Raw genomic sequence first — 19967 nt, 5'->3', positions numbered from 1 at the left:
CTGCCCGCCACCAAACGGAGCAGCGATGTTTTCCACCTCGACCTTCCTGGCCAGTTTCGGGCCGCTCTTCTGGGCGGCGCGTTTCACGCTGCTGATATCCCTGCTGGGTATCGGACTGGGACTGGTGATCGGCGCGCTGATCTGCGCGGCGGCACTTTCCCGCAGAGTCTGGCTGCGCAGGTTTGCTGCACTCTGGGTTAGTTTCCTGCGCGGTGTGCCGCTGCTGGTGCAGCTTCTGCTTTGCTATTATCTTCTGCCCGTCATCGGCATCAATGTTCCCGCGCTGGTCGCCGCCGTGGTTACGGTCGGCATCTGTTCCAGCGCCTATGTTTCGGAAATCTGGCGCGGTGCGATCATCGCCCTGCCGCCCGGACAGGCAGAAGCCGCAACCGCCATCGGCATGGGGCCGCGCGATATCTGGACCCGGATCATCCTGCCGCAGGCGGCCAGGCTTTCACTGCCAGCCCTTGTCAATGAGATGATCCTGCTGGTCAAGGCTTCTTCGCTGGTTTCCGTGGTCGGCATACTGGAAGTCACACGCGCCAGTCAGGCACAGGCAGCAACCACTTTCCGTCCTCTGGAAGTGTATGTTGCAGCCGCGTGCATCTATCTGCTCATCAATCTCTGCCTCGCCGCAGTGGGGCGCTATCTCGAACACAGGATGAGCGCCACATGAGCCTGACGATCCTGGAACAATATTGGCCTATCCTGTCGAACGGCTTTGCGCTGACGATCCTGTGCTGGGCGCTGGGTACTCTCTTTGGCATGGCGCTGGGTCTTGTCATTGCGCTCGTGCAGCGCTACGGGCCGCGCCCGGTGTCCTGGCTGATCCAGGCCTATATCGAGATCATTCGCGGCACGCCCTTTCTGGTGCAGCTCTTCGTCCTCTATTATGGCGGCCCGCTGATCGGATTGCGGCTCGAGGCGCTGACTGCCGGGCTTGTAGGCCTGACGGTTTACGGCAGCCCCTATTTCGCCGAAATCTTCCGCGCCGGCTTCCTCGCCGTGCCGGCGGGACAGCTGGAGGCCGCCCGAGCCATCGGCATGTCGGAACCAACCATCGTGCGTCGGATTCTCCTGCCGCTCGGCCTCGTTTCGGCCCTGCCCGCACTGGTCAATTTCTCGATCATTCTGACCAAGGAAACAGTGATCCTGTCGATCATCACGGTGCCTGAACTCATGTATTCAGTGCAGCGCATGTCCACGGAAACCTTCCGCTATCTCGAAGCAAATCTCGTGCTGGCGCTGTTTTTCTGGGCACTGGTCGAGACAATCTCACGCGCCGGCCGTTGGCTGGAAGCGCGCATAACGAAACATCTGGTTGAAAGGACGTAAGATGCTCGCCGCGTCATCCGTCGAGATCCGCAAGGTCAACAAATTCTACGGCCCCTTTCACGCGCTGAAAGATGTGAACCTGTCTATCCTGCCCGGCAAGGTCACCTGTCTGATCGGGCCGTCCGGCTCGGGCAAGTCCACATTGCTGCGCTGCATCAATTTTCTGGAGGAATATGATTCCGGCGAGATCAGCATCGATGGGCAGATGATCGGCTATGTCAGCCCCGGCGGCCGCAAGATGCCGGGCAGCAAGCTGCGGGAGATGCGCCGCTCCATCGGCATGGTGTTCCAGCAGTTCAATCTGTGGCCGCACATGACCGCGCTCCAGAATGTCGCCGAGGGACTGCTGCGCGTGCGTGGCCTGCCGAGGGCGGAAGCAGAGGCGCGCGCTGCCGAGGCATTGAGAAAAGTGGGATTGTCTGACAAGACAGCGAGCTTTCCTTCCCGCCTGTCCGGCGGCCAGCAGCAACGGGTGGCCATCGCCCGCGCCATCGCCATGGAGCCGCGGCTGATGTTATTCGATGAGCCTACATCGGCGCTCGATCCTGAACTGGTTGGTGAAGTGCTGAGCGTGATGAAGACGCTTGCTGCCGAAGGCATGACCATGGTCGTGGTAACCCATGAAATGGGATTTGCGGCCCATGTCGCCGATCAGGTGGCCTTCATGGAAAAGGGCGAACTGGTGGGCGTGGACGCTCCTGCCAAAATTCTGCATCAACCTGAAGACGCCCGTATCCAGAGCTTCCTGCGCACTTATCACGAACGTAACAGCTTCTGATCTCGGTTCGTACATCTCAGAGACGCGGCATGACTGCGATGCGCGTGTCGAACGAAATTACCGTTCGACACGCTCCGCACCAATTATACGCGAATGGTGAAAACATACCTTCCGGAGATGTCTAGCTCCCTGTCTGTTCGTCAGGAGCGCTGACGGGCTTGGATTCCGGCGAACCTTTTTCGCGCAGGAAGATGGAGAGGACTACAAGGACTGCCGTGGATAGGAATTCCGACTGCCAGTTCTGGAAGGATTCAAACCATAATTCGGCGTCCAGCAAATATTGCAGGTAACCTGTCGAAGCGGCACCGTGGCGAGCCATATCCATTTCCGACGCACGAGCACTGCCGAACCAGTGCAGCAAAAAGCTGGCAATAAACAGCCCGAACAGCGTCAGCCCCAGCGAATGCGAATAAAGAAAAGACGGCTGCCCGATCCGCTCCTTCTCCGGCTTTTCCTCGTCCGGGTCACGCGATTCCGCCGAACCGCGCTGAAAGAGCCATGCTGTCAGCACAACATAGACCCCCATCTGCAAAAACTCGCTCTCCCAGTTTTCAAAAAGGGCCGAAAGAAATTGTCCGCTTATCAAATATTGCAGGAGGGGGAGAGGAGCCTCTCCGTGTTTTGCAAGCTCTTCGTTGTAGCTTGCAAAGCCTGCCGCTGCCATGCCGAGGATCGATATGCCGAAAAAAATGGCGAGCGCAATCGTCAATCCGTTGTCTCTGAGAAACGAACGCATTCCATTCCTCCATTGGACTAACGGTCCTGCTGCAAGCCCTGGTGTGTCGTATTGATCCTGGTGTTGGCCTGCTGGCCTTGTTTTCCGGATTTATTATCCTGGGGCGACAGGCTGCTTTTCAGCGGAACATGTTTCTGTTCGCCGGTGCCTTTTCCGCTGCGGTTGCCTTTGGGTACAGGGGGAAGCTTTGTGCTCATTGTCTATCTCCTTTGATAGACCTAACTGCGGAGCATCAAATCTTGTTCCTCAAAGGAGATTGAACCGCCTGCCGCGTTCTTGCAGATACGCCGCATATCCAAGCGAAATGGACGGAGACGCTCGCCGGTTCAGCCAGAGGCTTCACTTCTTGGTCGCGGGATTGTGCGTATGGTGGATGTCCCTTTCTCCGCCACCGCCGGAAACCTTGCTGCGGCGGCCTTTGGTTTCCCCATCGGCTGGCGGTTTGGTAATCTTCAGATCGTTTTTTGCATTTTCATGAGCGGCTCCGGGGCCGCCCTGTCGGATCGTGTTTGGAGATTTCGTTGACGTAGACATATTTATGAACTCCGATTAGGCCCCTCGCCGATGGTTCAGTCGGGTGGATCGGTCTGCAGGGAATGCGGTGGGCTCTGCCCATTGTCCGCACCCGGACCAATGCCACGCCAAAGCGCCCCCGCCACCAGCAGGAGCACTATTCCAATAACAATCATGAAAACGGTTCTCATCGACATCACCGCAATGAAGCGCCTCCGGTGCTCTCCACCCTCGGGTCCACATCGGCCGCGCGCGCCGGGTCGGTTTTGACGTTGCCGCCGGATGCCTGGCCTCCGTTGGAAGCAATCTCGCGCTGCTTGTCAGCGCTGGACGCAAAACTGCAGTTCGCCGTCTGATTAGCCATTGGGCTTCTCCTTTGCTTGAGGTTTCCCCTTTCGAACAATGTTCGCAGAAGGGTGTTCCCCAAACTTTTTATTTTTCGAAGCCCTGTCGAATACAGCGACAAGACGTTCGAGGATTAACGGCAGGGGCTATCTGAATAGAGATCGAAAATTCCAAGTTCAGAAAGCGGAACAATCGCGAGTTGCCTTTGTTACGACGCGGTGGGGCTGAAAACGGAGGAAGATAGATGAACATTCCAGCTATTCTATTGGCAAGCGCACTCATAATTGTTCCAACTGTCGGCAGCGCTCAGGATGCGACGACGACGCCGAACACGCCATCCACCAATGCGCCTGCGCCCAACGCCAATGCGCCTACTTCCGCTACGCCGACGACACATGACGACAAGGCGCCCGATGCAGGCCAGAACAGCTTCACCGAAGAGCAGGCCACCGAACGCTTTACCAAAGCCGGCTATACCGGAATTTCCAATCTCAAGCTGAACGACAAGGGATTGTGGGAAGCGTCAGCCATGAAGGGGACCGAGACCGTCATGGTAACGCTCGATGCCGACGGCAACGTAACGGCGCACTCCATGTGAGTGCCAGTTCGGCAGAAGCATGCCGGAACTCAATCGTCAGCAGCTCTTTCTTGGCACTCGCGGCAGAGGAATTTGCCGCGAGTACGCGACGAAACAACATCCTTATCAAGGGCGACCGGGCTGGCAGCTCGGGCCCGGCTGCAAGAGCACAGCCCTTACAGCCCATGGAGGTAAAAATGGAATATCGGGACAAAAATGTTTTCACCGAATGGAAAGAAACGCCGGACAGCGGCGTAAAGGTCCAGACCGATTACCAGTGCTATGCCTTTCTGCTCATTCCCTCACCGGGAGACGACAATGAGCTTGCTCCCAAGCATGGAACGGCTCTGGTTTCTGCCCGCTCCGAGGCCGATGCGAGAGTAGTCGCCAGCCAGGGAGAGACGGAGGCCTTCCGGGGACAGGTAGCAATAGGGGATACCGACCTTACGACCAACGATTTCAGTGCATTTCGCAACGAGAAATCCTATCAGGTGCATCGCGTCAGTGACGAGCCGATAGACACGCCACGAGGCGTCATCACTATGGAACGAAACGGCTCCAATGACTGAATCAGCATTGCTGCTTTTGCCGGGCGGGGGCTCGCGATCCGCATTGCATTCGGCATCGCCATATTGAGCGCCGCACGCCGCCAATCGCGAGCCCTTCCCGCTTATTCGTTGAGTTCTTCGCCATTTCGAGATGATGCTCCAGCGCGGGCCGGGTTGCATTGGCCCAGGCCCGCAGGTCGGCATTCTCGCCGCCTTCTCCATATCGCTTGAACAGATCGACAGCGTCTTCGTGCACCTCTTCCTGATCGCTTCGATACTGCTTCGTGAAATCCTCGCCTTCGAGCCCCTTCAGCTTGTCCAGCATTTCCTGATGATCATCGGAAAGCGCGGTCGGGGCCTTCACCGAGTTCACTTTCGTGCTCAGGAGCGCTTTCAATTCCTCGCTGGTCTTTTGATGATCGGTGATCATCTGCTGAGCAAAGCTCTTCGTGGTGGGATCGGCCTTTGCGAGCGCGAGTTTGCTCGATTCAATCTCGAACATGTCGCCGCTTCCGCTCAGTGTCACGAAATCCTGGGTGGACGGCGCTGATCCGACGAGAGAATTGATCCCTGTCTTTTCGCTCGTCGACTGGGCATATACCGGAGCCGACATGAGAAGAATTGCCGAGAAGGCAAGCAATACTGTTTTCATGATCCTGTTTCCTTTCCCTTGAAAGAAATTCGAACCCACGCCGGAGAATTATGTTCCGGCCCATCGCGCGCAGGCAATGGAGGGACAAGCTTCATGGGTTCTCAAAGATAGCGAACGAGCAAATCCGCCTGTTCCCGCAGGGTTTTTGCGGCGTCCTGCGGCGTTTCGGTGTCGAGCAGAGCGCTGATTGCTGCTTCCAGTATCAGCATATTGCGGGCTCGTAGGTAGCGAAGGCGCGCCTTTTCGGCGATGATATCCAATTCGCGCGTGGCTTTAGCACCCATCGTGAAATTCCTTGAAAAGAACGCTCATTCCTGCGGAGAGGCGTGCAAGGCGGCCCGAAGGCCGCCCTGTCTGTTTGCCGGTGTCCAGAGCATTTCCTGTTCCAAAACCGGGTTTCCGCTTTGGGGAACTCATGCTCTAGCGACCGCGACGGTTGTCGTAATCATCGTCCCGGCGCTCTTCCCAACCCCTGCGGGCAGCTTCCGCATGGCCGCGAGAGTCGCCGAACCAACCGCCATGACCCCGACCGCCGCCCGAGCGACGATCATCGTCCCGGCTCGAATATCCGCGGTCATCGTCGCGGCTGGAATATCTGCGACGGTCGTCATAATCCTGGTCGCGTCGCTCGTCCCATCCGCGCCGTGCGGCTTCCGCGTGGCCGCGGGAATCGCCATACCAACCCCGTCCGCGGTCATCGTCATCATATCTGGAACGGCGATCATCGTAGTCGTCTTCGCGGCTGGAATAGCGGCGCCGGTCATCATAGTCACGATCGTCCCGACGCTCGTCCCATCCGCGACGGGCAGCTTCAGCATGGCCGCGGGAATCCCCGAACCAGCCTCCGTGGCCGCGGCCGCGGTCGTCGTCGTCATAACGGCTGGAACGGCGGTCATCGTCATCCCGGCGGCTGCTGGCATATCTGCGGCGATCATCTCCGCCCCGACCCCGGTCGTCATCGCTTACGAAACGGCCCTGATCGTCACGTTCTGGCATATTGCGTGGCATTTCATCCTCCAATTGTTGTGAGTTTTCGCGCCCCAAGGCGCATGAGCCCCGCCAGGGGCTCATCTCCGGCTGCGTTCTCCAGCCGCGAGTTTCAAATTTCAGGCAGTACCCTTTGACGAAGCCGATGTTGCTGAACGGATTTTGATGTTGTTCTGAACATCAACAACGCCGGCGCACATTTCTGCGCATTCTTCTGCTCTGCGCTTATCCTGACGATTTCCAACCTGCCCCTGCAGGATCACTTCGCCCTTCTTGACCGTCACCTCAATGTCGGATGCATCGAGTTCCGCATCTTCCATCAATGCGTCCGATACGTCTTCCTTGATGCGGTCATCGGAGCGTGTGTATCCCTTCGGTCCTTTTCCCCGATGCTGGCCGCCTGACGCGTAGCTGCTTCTGGATTGGCCTTCCGTCCGCTGACGGTACCGGTCACTTTCCCGCTCGCGGTTTGGCTCTCGCCGGGAAGCATATCGTTCGTCATTGTCGTCGGAATAGCGTCCCCGGGCATAATCGCTTGAGTAGTGGTCATCATAGCCTCGGTAGTCACCTCCCCGCGCTTCATAATCCCGGTAGGGTTCGTTGTAGTAATCGTCACGATCTTCGTTCTGATATCGACCTGGCATGAGATTGCTCCTCTTCACAGTCGTGATGACAGCACTCCGAACCGCACTCGACCGGGTTTGTTCCTGAAGCAATTCGATTTAATGAAGAGCGAGCCGCACCCATGGATTTCAGCGCGTTATTTGGATAGAGACACAGGACCGACGGTGTGGGGACGCGAACAACGATCCCCGAGATCGGCTACGGTAAAACCAAACCGTTGAAACGATGCACTGGAAAATGGAGAAATCACTTGGCGGTCGGTCGTCAATCCATGCCTCCCCTCAATGCGCTGGTTGCCTTCGACAGCGCCGCCCGGCTTGGCAGCTTTTCGCGCGCCGGTCTGGAACTCGGCCTCACCCAGAGCGCCGTCAGCCGCCAGATCGGCAAGCTGGAAGCGTTCATCGGCTCTAAACTGTTCAACCGCCTGCCCGCAGGTGTGCAGCTGACTGCCATCGGCGAAAGCTACGCTTCCGAAGTGAGCCGTCTCCTGGGTGACCTCAGTGCCGTCACCGATGGCCTTCGTGCATGGATCGGGCCCCGACAGATCACCATCGCCTGCTCGCGCGGGATCGCCGACCAATGGTTCCTGTCGCGGATCGGCAAGCTGAAAGCCGATATCCCCGGCATCGAAATCCGGCTGCGCGTAACGGATGACGTAGCACATCTGCGACTGGACGAGTTCGATCTTGCCCTGTTCTACCGCAAGGAGCGGCCCATCGGAGTCAATCTGACGGTGCTGGGTCGGGAGGAAGTGGTGCCGGTTTCGGCACCCGGCGCTCCCGGCATCATGGAGCAGGAAGCACCGGTTCTGCTGGCGATCGAGGATACAATGCGCGAATGGCAGGGTTGGCCGGAATGGTGGCACGATGCCAGGCTCTCGCCGCCGCCCGGTGCTCTGGAATGGCGGCTCGGGGATTATGGCCTTTGCGTCGCCGCCGCAGCACAGGGGATCGGCATTACGCTCGGCTGGACATGGCTGATCCGGGAACAGCTCGCCAGCGGAACACTGGTGGCCGCCCATGACCATATGATGCGGTCGGACGCCTATTTCTATCTGATGCGGCCTGCTGATCGCCACCAGCGGAAAATCGTGCGCGAGGTCTCGGAGTGGCTGATCGCCAGCAACGGAACCGATCCGATCACATAAAGATGATCGGATCTCCGGCTCGCTTCATTCCTGCGGAAGTGCGGAGCGGCGACGCGAAACCAGGCGAAAACGGATGTAACCGATAACGGTAATGATGAGCCAGGCGACCTGCGAGATGAAGGAACCGAGGTTGAAATTCCAGGCGAGTGAATAAATCAGGGCGACCCCCCCCAGAACATTCAGCAAGGGAATGACCGGATCGTCGACGGTAAAAATACGCAATTGAATCAGCGCGTAGCCCAAAAGGTAGAAGAACGCGCCCACCAAGCCGATAATATCCGGCAAACCCATTTTTGATCTCCAGGATCATCCAAATCCGAAAAGGCAGCGACCACGTTCCTCAAAGAAAGCGCCCTGCCATCACTGTTGGACGCTCCTTTATTCTTGTTCGCGCAAATGCCAACACACACATTTCGCATGGGGGTATGCACAAAAGTCATACCCATCAACCGGACATCAACCCTTGAAAACAAGGGGTGCGGTAAGTTACCCACCCCTAAAAGCCAATAGGCTATGACTTAAACACAGGGGTACGAAATGCCTGAGCAAAAAAGCCAGTTTCAATTGACGCGTCGCTCTTTCATGGCGGGTGCAGCCGGCATCGGCCTGATCAGCCTCAGCGGCATGGGCGGTCTGATTACTTCGCCAGCTGCCGCAGCAGGCGACGGCACGCCCAAAAAAGGCGGAATGCTCAAGCTCGGCATCGGCGGCGGCTCCACCACCGACAATTTCGACCCGCGTCTCTTGAAGGATTGGGTTCCGGTCAATCAGGCCTACATGCTGATGAACGGCCTCGTGGAAATCGACGCCAACAACAAGGCTGTACCCGAACTGTTCGAGAGCTGGGAACCGTCAGCCGACGCCAAGGAATGGACCTTCAAGGTTCGGCAAGGCGTGACTTTCCACAACGGCAAGACACTGGACGCCGATGACATCATCTATTCCATTAACCTGCATCGCGGCGAAACCACCTCGGGTGCTCGCTCGCTCGCATCGGAATTCACCGATGTCATCAAGGTTGATGCCGGGACGGTCAAGATTACGCTGAAGAGCGGCAATGCCGATCTGCCTTACATCCTCTCCGATTATCACTTCCTCGTGGTTCCCAAGGACTGGACGGATTTCAACAAGCCGGTCGGCACCGGACCTTTCGTCTTCGAGCGTTTCCAGCCGGGCGTGCGTTCGCGTTTCACGCGCAATGAAAGCTATTGGAAGCCGAACACGGCCTGGGTCGATGCGGTGGAAGTCATCGTCATCAATGATGTTTCCGCCCGAACCAATGCCATGATGTCCGGTCAGGTGCACGCCATCAACCAGCTCGACTTCAAGACCGTCGATCTGTTGAAGCGCAACCCAAACCTTAACATCGTGCAGTCTTCCGGTGGCCAGCATTTCTCCTTCCTGATGGATTGCACGCAGGCACCGTTTAACGACAACAATGTCCGCCTCGCCGTCAAGCATGCCATCGACCGCGAACAGCTACTCAAGACAGCCTTGCGCGGCTACGGACGTCTGGGCAACGACAACCCGATCCCGAGCACTGACCCGTTCTTCGATACCGCTCTGCCGCAGCGCGCCTATGATCCTGAAAAGGCCAAGTTCTATTTGAAGCAGGCCGGCATGGATTCGCTGAAAATTCAGCTCTCGGCTTCCGATGCGGCCTTCACCGGTGCCGTCGATGCAGCGGCGATCTTCCGCACCGCCGCGGCCAAGTCAGGCATCGAGATCGATATCAAGCGCGAACCGGCTGACGGATATTGGGACAATGTCTGGATGAAGGCACCGTTCTGCATGTCTTATCGTGGTGGTCGTCCAACCGCCGATCAGGCCCTGTCGGTCGCTTATGCCTCCAATGCATCGCAAAACGACACGCATTGGAAGAGCGCTGATTTCGACGCCAAGCTGCTCGAAGCCCGCGCAATGCTCGATCAGGCCAAGCGGAAGGACATCTATGCTGAACTGCAAGCCATGATCAGCAATGATGGCGGCGCGCTTATTCCAATGTTCGGCGACTATCTCGACGCCACCTCCAAGAAGCTCAAGGGCGTGACCACGCATCCGATGTTCAATCTGATGGGTGCGCGCCTTGCCGAAAAAGTCTGGCTGGAAGCATAAATGTTCGTTCTAATTCTCAAGCGTGTGGGGCTCGGGCTCCTCACGCTGTTCCTCGTGTCGGCGTTGATTTTCGCCGGCACGCAGATCCTGCCGGGCGATGTCGCATCAGCCATTCTCGGTCAGAATGCCACCCCGGAAGCGCTCGCCACGCTGCGCGAAAGCCTCGGGCTTAATCAACCGGTCCTTGCGCGCTATTTCTCGTGGCTCGCCGGGTTTGTTACCGGCGATCTGGGCACCTCGCTTGCCAACCAACAACCGGTAGCTGATCTCCTCTGGCCACGTTTCTGGAATACGATGGCGCTCGCAGCCTTTGCTGCCGTCGTCAGTGTTCCTGTCGCCATTCTTCTCGGTCTTGTCACTGCGGTAAAGCGCGGCGGCCTTTTCGACCGGGTGATAAATATCGTGGCGCTGGCTTTCGTGTCCCTGCCTGAATATTTCCTTGGCCTGCTGCTGATCCTGTTTTTGTCGATCCGCTTCAACCTGCTGCCAAGCCTTGCCGACACCTATGAGGGCATGACATTCCTCGAATGGGTTCAGGCAACCGCCCTGCCCGCACTGACGCTGGTGCTCGTGACGGTTGCCCAAATGATGCGCATGACCCGCACCGCCGTTTTATCGGTCATGGATCAGGCTTATGTCGAAACGGCATATCTCAAGGGTCTTCGCACCAAGCGCGTTGTGACCAAGCACGCACTGCCGAATGCAGCGGCTCCAATCGTCAATGTGGTGGCGTTCAACATTGCTTACCTCATAACTGGCGTGGTGCTTGTCGAAGCTGTCTTCAACTATAACGGCCTTGGCCGCTTCATGGTTGATGCCGTTTCCAAGCGTGATCTTCCGCTCGTGCAGGCAGCGGCCCTCGTCTTCGGTGCGGCCTATGTCATTCTCAATATCATCGCCGATGTCGCTGCCATCGCGCTCAATCCGCGCCTGAGGCACCCACGATGAAGACTATGAAGAAATCTATTCCCCTGACGGCATGGGTCGGTCTCGCCATCGTCACCATCTGCCTGCTGATGTTCCTGTTTGGCCCGCTGATCGCGCCCTATGGTCAGGAAGAAATTGTCGGCGCACCATTCGATCCGCCGTCGGCACAGTTCTGGTTCGGGCTCGACCAAAACGGCCGCGACATGCTTTCGCGGCTGCTCTTTGGTGCGCAAATGTCCATTGGCGTTTCGCTTGCCGCATCGCTCCTGTCGTTCAGCGTCGGTATGCCGCTCGGCTTCCTTGCCGCCATTTTCGGTGGCTGGGTCGATACGGTTCTCTCACGCATTGTCGATACCGTCATGTGCATTCCGGTGCTCATTTCGGCCCTCGTCATCCTGCAGGCGCTCGGCTCGTCATTGCCGGTGCTGATTATCACCATCGCATTGCTGGATTCCACCCGCGTGTTCCGTCTGGCGCGCATCGTGGCGCAGGGCGTCAATGTGTTGGAATACGCAGAAACCGCGCGTCTTCGCGGTGAAGGTCTGGGCTGGCTGATCTGGCGTGAAATCCTGCCGAACACATTGCCGCCGCTGATCGCGGAATTCGGTCTGCGTTTCTGCTTCACCTTCCTTTTCGTTGCCGGCCTGTCGTTCCTGGGGCTTGGCATCCAGCCGCCATTCGCGGACTGGGGCGGCATGGTGAAGGACAACCAGCAGGCTATTCTCTACGGCCTCTACGCACCGCTTTTCCCGGCGGCTGCGATCGCTATCCTCACTGTTGGCGTCAACCTCGTTGTTGACTGGCTTCTGGCCGGACGCACAACCACGCAGGGAGCGGACCGATGAACAAGGATATCGTTCTTTCCATCTCCGATCTTGTCGTCCAGGCACCCAACGGCGCAACGCTTGTCGATCATGTCGATGTGACGCTGAAGCGTGGCGAAGTGCTGGGCCTGATTGGCGAGTCCGGTGCGGGCAAGTCCACCATCGGGCTCGCTGCAATGGGTTATGGTCGCGGCGGTTGCAGGATCGCTGAAGGCACCATCGTCGTCGACGATGTTTCGCTGATGGATGGCACCCGCGAAACGCGTGAAAAGGTGCGCGGCGCACGCATCGCCTACGTGGCGCAGAGCGCGGCAGCGTCGTTCAATCCCGCGCATCGCATCGGCGACCAGATCATGGAAGGCCCGCTCTATCATGGCCTCATGACCAAAGGGGAAGCCAAGAGCTGGATGCTGGAACTGCTGCACGCGCTGCAACTTCCGGACCCGGATAATTTCGGCGACCGCTATCCGCATCAGGTCTCCGGGGGTCAGCTGCAGCGCGCCATGGTGGCCATGGCTATGTCCTGCCGCCCGGATATTCTGGTTCTGGACGAGCCTACCACAGCGCTGGACGTGACAACCCAGATCGAAGTGCTGGCACTCCTGCGCAGCCTGATCCAGCGTTACAACACCGCTGCACTTTACATCACGCACGATCTTGCTGTGGTGGCCCAGATCGCTGACCGCATCATGGTTCTGCGTCATGGCAAAATGGTTGAGCTTGGTTCTGCGGAAGAAATCCTGGAAGCGCCAAAGCAGGACTACACGCAGCGTCTGGTGTCCGAACGCGAAGCCAGCATTTCGGGCGAACAGGCCGAGCACAAGATGGGCGAAATCCTGCTCGAAGTGAAGACCGCGACTGCCTATTATGGCAAGAAGCTCGTTCTGACCGATGTAGATTGTTATGTCCGTCGCGGCGAAACGCTTGCCATCGTTGGTGAATCCGGGTCGGGCAAATCCACGCTCGCGCGGATTATTGCGGGCCTACCACCCCATTCGAGCGGCATCATTTCGCTCGCCGGACAACGTCTGGAAGCAAGTTACAAAAAGCGCAGCCGTGAAGAACTGCGCCGCATCCAACTCGTCTATCAGCTTCCGGACGTGGCGCTGAATCCGCGCCAGACTGTTGGCGAAATCATTGGACGTCCGATGAAGTTTTATTTCGGCATGAATGAGGATCAGCGTGAGATCGAGGTCAGGCGCCTGCTCGAACTCATCGGTCTGCCTTCCGATTTTGCAAGCCGCCTGCCCGGCGCGCTTTCGGGCGGGCAAAAACAGCGCGTGTGCATCGCCCGGGCGCTGGCGGCAAAGCCGGATCTTATCATCTGCGATGAAGTCACTTCGGCGCTCGACCCGCTGGTCGCGGAGGAAATCCTGAAGCTTCTGCGCAAGTTGCAGGACGAATTGCACGTGTCCTATCTCTTCATCACCCACGACCTTGGCGTCGTCCGTCGGCTCGCCGACCGCACCATGGTGATGCAGAAGGGCAAGGTGGTCGAAACCGGCACCACGAAGGCAATCTTCGAACCGCCTTACGAGCCCTATACGGAGCAGCTCATCACATCCGTTCCGGAGCTGCGCCGTGACTGGCTGGACGACATCCTCAAGGCTCGCGCCGCCGTCTAGCACCAGTCGACCTGTCGATGCGGCGCCAATGCCGCATCGAAACTCTCATTGAACAAGTGGAACCCATCATGACCGTAAACGTCACCGAGCATCTGTGGATCACCCTCAAGGATGGCACCCGTCTTGGCGCGCGCCTGTGGCTGCCTGAAGGCGCCGAGGAAAATCCCGTTCCTGCCGTGCTCGAATATATTCCGTATCGCAAGCGTGACGGTACGCGTGGCCGCGATGAGCCGATGCACGGCTATTTCGCGCAGAACGGCTATGCCGCAATCCGCGTCGATATGCGCGGTACGGGCGAATCCGATGGTCATATGGCGGACGAATATATCCAGCAGGAACAAGATGATGCGCTGGAAGTCATTGCCTGGATTGCGGCCCAGCCCTGGTGCAGCGGCAATGTCGGCATGATGGGAAAAAGCTGGGGCGGCTTCAACGGCCTTCAGGTCGCCGCCTGCCGTCCACCGGCACTGAAGGCGATCATTACCGCCTATTCGACCGATGACCGTTTCCGCGACGACATTCATTACATGGGTGGCCTGCTGCTCAACGATAATCTGTGGTGGGGCACGATCATGCTCGCCTATCAGTCGCGTCCGCTCGATCCGGCGATTGTGGGCGCTGGCTGGCGCGATGCCTGGATCGAACGTCTGGAACGCCTCCCGTTCTTCCCTGCCCTTTGGCTCGAACACCAGCATTACGACGAATATTGGAAGCATGGCTCTGTCTGCGAAGACTGGTCTGCGATCCAGTGCCCGGTTCTGGCCATCGGCGCATGGGCCGACAGCTACACCAATGCCGTTCCGCGCCTGCTCGAAAACCTTCAGGTTCCAGCGCGTGGCATTATCGGCCCTTGGGGTCATGTCTACCCGCAGGACGGCTTGCCAGGGCCCGCTATCGGCTTCCTGCAGGAAGCAGTGCGCTGGTGGGACCAGTGGCTCAAGGGCGAAGAGACCGGCATCATGGATGAGCCGAAGCTCCGTGCCTATATCTGCGACACCATCGAACCGACCGGCTCGCGCGACTTCACCAATGGTCGCTGGGTTGGCGAAAAGAACTGGCCATCGTCCGAAATCGCCCTCAAGCCTTTTGCTCTTGGCGCAGACTTCACGCTCGGCGAGGCCGATGCCGTGCACGGTGTGCTTTCGATCTCTTCACCGAACAGTCATGGCAAGGCAGGTGGCGAATGGATGGCTACGGGCTGTCCTGGTGAGCACCCGACCGACCAGCGCCTCGACGATGGCGGCTCGCTCAACTTCGACACTGCTGTTCTTATCGAAGATCTCGAAATTCTTGGTGCACCGGTTGCGCGTCTGAAGTTTACTGTTGATCAGCCGGTTGCGCAGGTTTCGCTGCGTTTGAGCGATATTCTACCCGATGGCCGTATCACCCGTGTCAGCTATCAGGTCTTCAACCTCAATCACATCAATGGCCACGACAAGCCGGAAATGCTGGTGCCGGGCAAGACCTATGAAATCGCGATCAAGCTCAACGACAGCGGCTACAGCTTCAAGAAGGGACATCGCATCCGTCTTTCGGTTGCCACCGGCTATTGGCCGATGGTCTGGCCATCGCCAAAACGTGTGACACTGACACTCGATACCGCAGCGTCGGTCCTCGATCTGCCGCTACGTCCGGCTTCCGCCGACGATGCAAAGATTTCCTTCCAGAAACCCGCTCATGGACCTGCGACGCCGATCACCCAGCTTGATCCGGGCAGCGTGCGCCGCTGGACCGAGCAGGATCACGTCACCGGCGAAACGCTTTATGTGACGGAGGGCATCGGCGGTCTTTTCGGTGAGGGAATTCTGCGCTTTGACGATATCGGCACTCAGTTGAGCCACAGCCTCAAGCGTGAACTGCGCATCAATGATAACGACCCGCTGTCCGCATCCTACGTGCTGACACAGGCCTATCAGATGGGCCGCGAAGGGTGGCTGATCGACATCGACAGCACCACGAAAATGCATTCGGATGCCGAAAACTTCTATATTTCCGGAGTTCTGACGGCAAAGGAAAACGGCGAAATTGTCACGACCCGCGAATGGAACCAGACCATTCCGCGCGATCATCTGTAAACACTCCCGTGGGCGTCAGTTCGCTTACCGGATTGACGCCCACCCCCTGTCGCCGAAACTTGGGATATCGCGCGCTGCATCTGGCGGCATGCATGCTGACCAGCGTCCGACGGAACCATTCGAACCATTGCTTCGTTAACTTCTTTTCTCCGGCATTTGCATCAATGGTGGCTCGGCTTCATCTGGAGCCGTGCGGCCTCGAGCAGATCGACCATGGGTACCCGTTGAATTCGGGCCCATCGAGTTTGCCGGAGACAGGCCGCGACGGGAGACGACCATGGTAGAAAACGGGTACAAACTTCAAAAGAATGGCGATGGCACCTGGTCGGTGATCGATGCCTTCAAGGGCAACCCCATCACGTTCGAGGGGCGGTTGCAGATCGCCTTGAACGAAGAGGAGGCGCAGCGGGTTTTCGATTGCCTCAACCGCCAAAACCTTGAGCGCCATCCCGAACAAGGAAGCGGCCGCCTGCCGTGAGCCCAGGCAGCACCGAAATATGAAGTGATCAATCGTGCCTATCTTAAATAATTAAGAAGCGTATTGTTGATGTGTCCCGAAGGAGGATCGTATGCCGCTCTTCAACGAAGCGAGCCGTATCTATAAGCCGGAAGAAGTGACCTTCATGCGCAGTTGCTTTTCCCATGCCGCGATTATTCTTGAGGAAAGCGACAGGGAATATGCTGCGACAGATCTTTCTACCGCCATCATAATGCTTTACCAGAACGGCCTGAGGGACCTGAACTACATTGCCGAACTGGCGTCGCGACTTGCCCACAAGCGATATCAGGACCGCCACGCAGAGACACCCGCCACCGGCGGATCTTGTCGTGATCGCGTGTGATCTCAGCCATTGTTCTATCCTTCCGCTTTAAACTTCTTCGCTTCTTCAAGCAGCTTTTCCCTGTCCCTGCCGAAACGTTCGATCAGCTGGCGCGCCTGAAGCGGTGAAACATCGGAATTCTCGGCAAGAAACTTTACGTCTTCATCATCCGTAAGCGGGGTGGTTGGTTGCTTGTTCATGACGACCTCTTTTTTGATCTCCGTTTCCGCCCTTCATTTCTGCCCTTCTGGCGGATTGGTCGGCTGGTCGCCTCCCGTGCCCGTCTGCGGCCGCTGGTTTTCGACCGGCGGATTCTTGTCCGGCTGGTCGCTGGAATCCGTCGCGGGGGGCGTCTCTATGCCCTGCTGCTGCGATACCGATCCGCCGCCGGTCAGGCTCCATCCAAGGAACAGAAGCAGCAGAACCGCCAATATGACCAGGGCGAAGCGCGGAAAGTATCCGAGCGTTCGCGAAGGCTCGGCTCTTTTGTCTTGCTCAGGTTTCGATTGCATATTCATCGCCACACCCATGAGATTATGAAATAACCGATGACGACCATCGCGATGATGAACCACCAGACGAGATAGACAGGGCCTTCCCTCAGTGGGGCTTTTCCTCTTGCGGTTTGCGGGTTTCCTTCGGACGACCACGCCCGCAGGCCGGATGCATGGCTGGAAGCGTTGCTGTCATCAGCCTTCGCGGGCTGCGGCTGGGGCTTGCCAGCAGGCTGGGAACTGCCGCCTGCCTCGGCGTCCGTTTCCATAGGAGCTGCCGCAGGATCGAAACCGGGAACCTTGTCGCCGGTCTCGCCCCGTTGGATCGCGCCTCGCGTGCGGGCGCCAATGCTTTTGTCTTCTGAAACTGTCTTCATCGCTGTGGACCTCTGGGTTCCAACCATGAGGCGGGCCAATTGTTCCGGAACTTTATCTCGGCAATTGTGCCGCTTGCCTTCACGCAGCGTTCGCGTCGTTCAACGAAACAATCAGGCGTTTGCTCGGTTGGGGATGAGTTTCAACAAATGGAGGCTGCAATGAAACACGACCCGAAAGCCGGCACCACGGACCAGAAGCCGAAATGGGAAGGCCCGCCGGAAAACAGGCCTCGCGGCTATGAACCCGCCGTTGATGACCCGGCAAAAAAGCGCGACGCCGCCGGACACAACCTGTCCGATCCCGACCGCAAGAACCTTTCCGATGCGCTGAGTGAGCCGAAGCATGCGGGACGGAATGACGACGACGGATGACGACCGTCGCTCCATTCACCCCGATGCTTCTTGCTGCATTGTCGGCTGGTCCGGACTTGCCGGACCGCGCGAAGGATGTTCGGGCATCGGAAGCGGCGGTATCTGTTCCGGTTCGTCGGGGCTGAACGGTCCCTTGTCTGGTTGCGGAATGGTTTCAGGCGGCTCGACGGGAATGCCTTCCGGCTCCTTTTCGGGTATTTCCGGTGGGTCGGAAGGCAGCTCAGGGTCTGCGGACAGGACGAACCTCAATGCCGCTCCCCTTTCTTCGATATGAATTTTCATGCGATTTCTCCCTTCAGCGGGTGTCAAGCGTGGTCCGGCTTGCCGTAGGCCTTGCGCAGTTCGCCCTTGGCTGCTTCCAGCACATGCCTGCGTTTTTCCGGTAGATTCTTGCCCGCGCGATTGATGTAGAAAGTCAGCATGGACATTGCCGAGCGGAACGGCTCCGCCTTGCGCTTATGGCTCTTGTCGGCTGAGCGCTTCAGGGAAGCTGCAATTTTCTTCGGATCGTCCTGTTCGAACACATGCGGCTCCAGATCGAGGGCGTCGCTGTGTTCTGTTACTTCGCCTGACCATTTCCTTGTCTGGGCCATATCAAAACTCCTCTCTTGCGGGTTTCGATAACTGCCGAAGGCTGCCCATGTTCCTTTTACCTGTCCGCGACATCGACCGGTTTCGGTGCCTCGATGGAACAAACTGCTCGCAAGCCGGTTCGGAGGCACGTTCAGCCGTCATGACACCCATGGGCACTCCATGGCACCCAACTGGAGGAACCGTCATGTTCTACGATGCCGCAAGCATCCGATTTCCTTACTTCGACAAGGATCGCGTCGGGGCGGGCGAACCGTCCGAGCACGAACCACGCGATCATCAGGCGCGGCCGACGCATGAGCAGTCGAACGCGCCGGGCAACCCGCGCCAGCCGCAGTCGGACGACCCGCAAACGGATTTCGATTTCGACAGCCCCAACGGCAAGCGTCCGAATGATCTGGCCAACCCCAGCGCGCGTGAACTGCGGCGGGAAAGCCGTGGAACCGAACAGAACTGACCATCACAGGAGGTGAAGATGCCTGCAAAATCCAAAGCGCAGCAACAGGCTGCCGGTGCGGCTTTGGCGGCGAAGCGCGGAGACAAGGCAAAAAGCGAACTGCGTGGAGCGTCCAAGGAAATGGCCAAATCCATGAGCGAAAAAGAGCTCGAGAAGATGGCCTCCACCAAGCAGAAGGGCAAGCCCGAGCACAAGTCGAAATCCTGACGGGACGTAACGATGACCACTTTGAAATGGCTTGCCGTCGTGATGTTCGCCGTGGCGCTGCTGGGGTTGGGCAGCCTGTTCATCACTTCCGACAAGGGGGACGTCTCGCCGGAGAGCCCAACCCAACCGGCCCGCTCTCCCACGCAGCCCTGACGTTTTGATTTTTGTCCAACGGGCGAAACAAAACGATCGCTGGGGAGTTAGGTGTGCCGTCGTCGGGATTTTCAGCCGCACGACAATGACAGTTTCGGAACCATAGGAGGAGCCTGAAATGGCCAGCACCAAGCAACGCAATCTCGAAGATCTTTTCTACGATACCCTCAAGGACATTTATTACGCGGAGCGCAAGATTCTGAAAACGCTTCCGAAGATGTCCCGCGCGGCCAATGATGAGAAGCTGAAGAGCGCGTTCGAAAAACACCGGGAACAGACCGAAGGACATGTGGAACGTCTGCAGCAGTGCTTCGAGATTCTCGGCAAGCGTGCGCAGGGCAAGACCTGTGACGCCATTGAAGGCATCATCGCCGAGGGCGAGGAGATCATGGAGGAATTTTCGAACAGCCCTGCGCTCGACGCGGGTTTGATCTCCGCTGCCCAAGCCGTGGAACACTATGAAATCACCCGCTACGGCACGTTGAAGCGCTGGGCCGAAACCCTTGGATACAAGGACGTGGCGAATATCCTCGATCAAACCCTGCAGGAAGAAGGCCAGACCGACAAGGACCTGACCAAGCTTGCCGAAACCTCCGCCAATCTCCGTGCGGAAGCGGCCTGATCGCAGCCTGTGCGCAACCGCTAGCCCGGGATCGACAGCGAGGTGACGACATGGAAAGCGCCCTT

The 19967-nt window shown here is 58.1% G+C and carries 31 protein-coding genes and 1 pseudogene; 19 read left to right on the top strand and 13 right to left on the bottom strand.

The genetic code is table 11. The annotated features are described in order from the left end of the window. Positions 1-25: 25 nt before the first annotated feature. Genes ACOWVS_RS12470 through ACOWVS_RS12460 form a run of 3 tightly spaced genes read left to right on the top strand, consistent with a single transcriptional unit; the run spans position 26 to position 2113 of the window. Entirely contained in the window at positions 26-676 is a 651-nt protein-coding gene (locus ACOWVS_RS12470) for an amino acid ABC transporter permease (RefSeq protein WP_006469511.1), read from the top strand. Next, a complete protein-coding gene (locus ACOWVS_RS12465) occupies positions 673-1335 on the top strand; it encodes an amino acid ABC transporter permease (protein ID WP_006469512.1) in 663 nt (220 codons plus the stop codon). The genes ACOWVS_RS12470 and ACOWVS_RS12465 overlap by 4 nt, the downstream gene beginning before the upstream one ends. A 1-nt stretch (position 1336) precedes the next feature. Beyond that, positions 1337-2113, top strand: coding sequence for an amino acid ABC transporter ATP-binding protein (locus ACOWVS_RS12460; RefSeq protein ID WP_006473204.1), 777 nt, complete (start codon positions 1337-1339; stop codon positions 2111-2113). Between the two features lie 121 nt (positions 2114-2234). On the opposite strand, the gene ACOWVS_RS12455 is transcribed toward ACOWVS_RS12460, so the two are convergent. The 4 genes from ACOWVS_RS12455 to ACOWVS_RS12440 form a co-directional block, all read right to left on the bottom strand. Continuing rightward, on the bottom strand, positions 2235-2849 hold the full coding sequence (locus ACOWVS_RS12455; RefSeq protein WP_006469514.1) for a DUF6766 family protein: 615 nt from the start codon (positions 2847-2849) through the stop codon (positions 2235-2237). Positions 2850-2866: 17 nt separating this feature from the next. Further along, a complete protein-coding gene (locus tag ACOWVS_RS12450) occupies positions 2867-3046 on the bottom strand; it encodes a hypothetical protein (protein WP_006469515.1) in 180 nt (59 codons plus the stop codon). A gap of 142 nt (positions 3047-3188) precedes the next feature. Continuing rightward, positions 3189-3383: a hypothetical protein gene (locus ACOWVS_RS12445; protein ID WP_006473205.1), complete on the bottom strand. Its 195-nt coding sequence runs from the start codon at positions 3381-3383 to the stop codon at positions 3189-3191. Between the two features lie 175 nt (positions 3384-3558). Then, positions 3559-3726 carry a general stress protein gene (locus tag ACOWVS_RS12440; protein ID WP_081252514.1) on the bottom strand — a complete coding sequence of 56 codons (168 nt, stop codon included), beginning with the start codon at positions 3724-3726 and terminating at the stop codon, positions 3559-3561. Between the two features lie 225 nt (positions 3727-3951). Here ACOWVS_RS12440 and ACOWVS_RS12435 point away from each other — a divergent pair, with 225 nt between their 5' ends. Then, a complete protein-coding gene (locus ACOWVS_RS12435; RefSeq protein WP_006469518.1) occupies positions 3952-4305 on the top strand; it encodes a hypothetical protein in 354 nt (117 codons plus the stop codon). Positions 4306-4481: 176 nt separating this feature from the next. After that, entirely contained in the window at positions 4482-4853 is a 372-nt protein-coding gene (locus ACOWVS_RS12430; RefSeq protein WP_021585360.1) for a hypothetical protein, read from the top strand. Positions 4854-4968: 115 nt separating this feature from the next. Here ACOWVS_RS12430 and ACOWVS_RS12425 read toward each other — a convergent pair. Both ACOWVS_RS12425 and ACOWVS_RS12420 read right to left on the bottom strand, forming a co-directional pair. Continuing rightward, a pseudogene (locus ACOWVS_RS12425) lies at positions 4969-5484 on the bottom strand (DUF4142 domain-containing protein); the annotation flags it as partial. Between the two features lie 101 nt (positions 5485-5585). After that, positions 5586-5768 carry a hypothetical protein gene (locus ACOWVS_RS12420; RefSeq protein ID WP_006473209.1) on the bottom strand — a complete coding sequence of 61 codons (183 nt, stop codon included), beginning with the start codon at positions 5766-5768 and terminating at the stop codon, positions 5586-5588. 205 nt (positions 5769-5973) lie between these two features. On the opposite strand from ACOWVS_RS12420, the gene ACOWVS_RS12415 reads away from it, so the two are divergent. Continuing rightward, positions 5974-6513, top strand: coding sequence for a hypothetical protein (locus tag ACOWVS_RS12415; protein WP_155734105.1), 540 nt, complete (start codon positions 5974-5976; stop codon positions 6511-6513). A gap of 77 nt (positions 6514-6590) precedes the next feature. Here ACOWVS_RS12415 and ACOWVS_RS12410 read toward each other — a convergent pair whose 3' ends face one another. Next, positions 6591-7115 carry a BON domain-containing protein gene (locus ACOWVS_RS12410; RefSeq protein ID WP_075041754.1) on the bottom strand — a complete coding sequence of 175 codons (525 nt, stop codon included), beginning with the start codon at positions 7113-7115 and terminating at the stop codon, positions 6591-6593. A gap of 230 nt (positions 7116-7345) precedes the next feature. Between ACOWVS_RS12410 and ACOWVS_RS12405 the strand changes: the two genes are divergently transcribed. After that, a complete protein-coding gene (locus tag ACOWVS_RS12405; RefSeq protein ID WP_006473213.1) occupies positions 7346-8242 on the top strand; it encodes a LysR substrate-binding domain-containing protein in 897 nt (298 codons plus the stop codon). Positions 8243-8266: 24 nt separating this feature from the next. Here the strand turns inward: ACOWVS_RS12405 and ACOWVS_RS12400 are convergent, their stop codons facing one another. Further along, positions 8267-8533, bottom strand: a complete 267-nt coding sequence (locus tag ACOWVS_RS12400; RefSeq protein ID WP_006469522.1) for a CBU_0592 family membrane protein — start codon at positions 8531-8533, stop codon at positions 8267-8269. Positions 8534-8779: 246 nt separating this feature from the next. On the opposite strand from ACOWVS_RS12400, the gene ACOWVS_RS12395 reads away from it, so the two are divergent. The 7 genes from ACOWVS_RS12395 to ACOWVS_RS12365 all read left to right on the top strand — a co-directional run bounded on the left by ACOWVS_RS12395 (position 8780) and on the right by ACOWVS_RS12365 (position 16650). Then, entirely contained in the window at positions 8780-10357 is a 1578-nt protein-coding gene (locus ACOWVS_RS12395) for an ABC transporter substrate-binding protein (protein ID WP_006469523.1), read from the top strand. Further along, on the top strand, positions 10358-11305 hold the full coding sequence (locus ACOWVS_RS12390; RefSeq protein WP_006469524.1) for an ABC transporter permease: 948 nt from the start codon (positions 10358-10360) through the stop codon (positions 11303-11305). 5 nt (positions 11306-11310) lie between these two features. Then, a complete protein-coding gene (locus ACOWVS_RS12385) occupies positions 11311-12129 on the top strand; it encodes an ABC transporter permease (RefSeq protein WP_374846369.1) in 819 nt (272 codons plus the stop codon). Next, positions 12126-13733 carry an ABC transporter ATP-binding protein gene (locus ACOWVS_RS12380; RefSeq protein WP_006469526.1) on the top strand — a complete coding sequence of 536 codons (1608 nt, stop codon included), beginning with the start codon at positions 12126-12128 and terminating at the stop codon, positions 13731-13733. The genes ACOWVS_RS12385 and ACOWVS_RS12380 overlap by 4 nt, the downstream gene beginning before the upstream one ends. Before the next feature lie 68 nt (positions 13734-13801). After that, positions 13802-15808: a CocE/NonD family hydrolase gene (locus ACOWVS_RS12375; RefSeq protein ID WP_036565251.1), complete on the top strand. Its 2007-nt coding sequence runs from the start codon at positions 13802-13804 to the stop codon at positions 15806-15808. 277 nt (positions 15809-16085) lie between these two features. Beyond that, complete coding sequence (locus ACOWVS_RS12370; protein ID WP_006471830.1) at positions 16086-16286, top strand: hypothetical protein; 201 nt, start codon at positions 16086-16088, stop codon at positions 16284-16286. A gap of 91 nt (positions 16287-16377) precedes the next feature. Beyond that, complete coding sequence (locus ACOWVS_RS12365) at positions 16378-16650, top strand: hypothetical protein (RefSeq protein ID WP_006469528.1); 273 nt, start codon at positions 16378-16380, stop codon at positions 16648-16650. A 14-nt stretch (positions 16651-16664) separates the two neighbouring features. Here ACOWVS_RS12365 and ACOWVS_RS12360 read toward each other — a convergent pair whose 3' ends face one another. From ACOWVS_RS12360 to ACOWVS_RS12350, 3 genes are read right to left on the bottom strand one after another with little or no spacing between them, the layout of a single operon-like run. Beyond that, positions 16665-16829: a hypothetical protein gene (locus ACOWVS_RS12360; protein ID WP_006469529.1), complete on the bottom strand. Its 165-nt coding sequence runs from the start codon at positions 16827-16829 to the stop codon at positions 16665-16667. Between the two features lie 33 nt (positions 16830-16862). Further along, complete coding sequence (locus ACOWVS_RS12355) at positions 16863-17141, bottom strand: hypothetical protein (RefSeq protein WP_006471829.1); 279 nt, start codon at positions 17139-17141, stop codon at positions 16863-16865. A 2-nt stretch (positions 17142-17143) separates the two neighbouring features. Beyond that, a complete protein-coding gene (locus tag ACOWVS_RS12350; RefSeq protein ID WP_006471828.1) occupies positions 17144-17500 on the bottom strand; it encodes a hypothetical protein in 357 nt (118 codons plus the stop codon). 159 nt (positions 17501-17659) lie between these two features. Here ACOWVS_RS12350 and ACOWVS_RS12345 point away from each other — a divergent pair, with 159 nt between their 5' ends. After that, a complete protein-coding gene (locus tag ACOWVS_RS12345) occupies positions 17660-17872 on the top strand; it encodes a hypothetical protein (RefSeq protein WP_025091822.1) in 213 nt (70 codons plus the stop codon). Between the two features lie 15 nt (positions 17873-17887). Here ACOWVS_RS12345 and ACOWVS_RS12340 read toward each other — a convergent pair whose 3' ends face one another. Both ACOWVS_RS12340 and ACOWVS_RS12335 read right to left on the bottom strand, forming a co-directional pair. Continuing rightward, a complete protein-coding gene (locus tag ACOWVS_RS12340; protein WP_006471826.1) occupies positions 17888-18154 on the bottom strand; it encodes a hypothetical protein in 267 nt (88 codons plus the stop codon). A gap of 23 nt (positions 18155-18177) precedes the next feature. Beyond that, positions 18178-18465, bottom strand: coding sequence for a DUF3175 domain-containing protein (locus ACOWVS_RS12335; protein WP_006471825.1), 288 nt, complete (start codon positions 18463-18465; stop codon positions 18178-18180). Positions 18466-18650: 185 nt separating this feature from the next. On the opposite strand from ACOWVS_RS12335, the gene ACOWVS_RS12330 reads away from it, so the two are divergent. The 4 genes from ACOWVS_RS12330 (at position 18651) to ACOWVS_RS12315 (ending at position 19902) form a co-directional block, all read left to right on the top strand. Continuing rightward, positions 18651-18920: a hypothetical protein gene (locus ACOWVS_RS12330; protein WP_006471824.1), complete on the top strand. Its 270-nt coding sequence runs from the start codon at positions 18651-18653 to the stop codon at positions 18918-18920. 18 nt (positions 18921-18938) lie between these two features. Next, positions 18939-19127 carry a DUF3008 family protein gene (locus ACOWVS_RS12325; protein ID WP_006471823.1) on the top strand — a complete coding sequence of 63 codons (189 nt, stop codon included), beginning with the start codon at positions 18939-18941 and terminating at the stop codon, positions 19125-19127. 12 nt (positions 19128-19139) lie between these two features. Next, positions 19140-19280, top strand: a complete 141-nt coding sequence (locus ACOWVS_RS12320; RefSeq protein ID WP_006469537.1) for a hypothetical protein — start codon at positions 19140-19142, stop codon at positions 19278-19280. A 118-nt stretch (positions 19281-19398) separates the two neighbouring features. Beyond that, complete coding sequence (locus ACOWVS_RS12315) at positions 19399-19902, top strand: ferritin-like domain-containing protein (protein ID WP_021585381.1); 504 nt, start codon at positions 19399-19401, stop codon at positions 19900-19902. Positions 19903-19967 lie beyond the last annotated feature (65 nt).

The organism is Brucella sp. IR068 (assembly GCF_049065885.1).
GTDB classification, from domain to species: Bacteria; Pseudomonadota; Alphaproteobacteria; order Rhizobiales; family Rhizobiaceae; genus Brucella; species Brucella intermedia.
The sequence above is the reverse complement of the archived record's forward strand: the minus strand, read 5'-3'. Positions and strand labels throughout refer to the sequence as shown.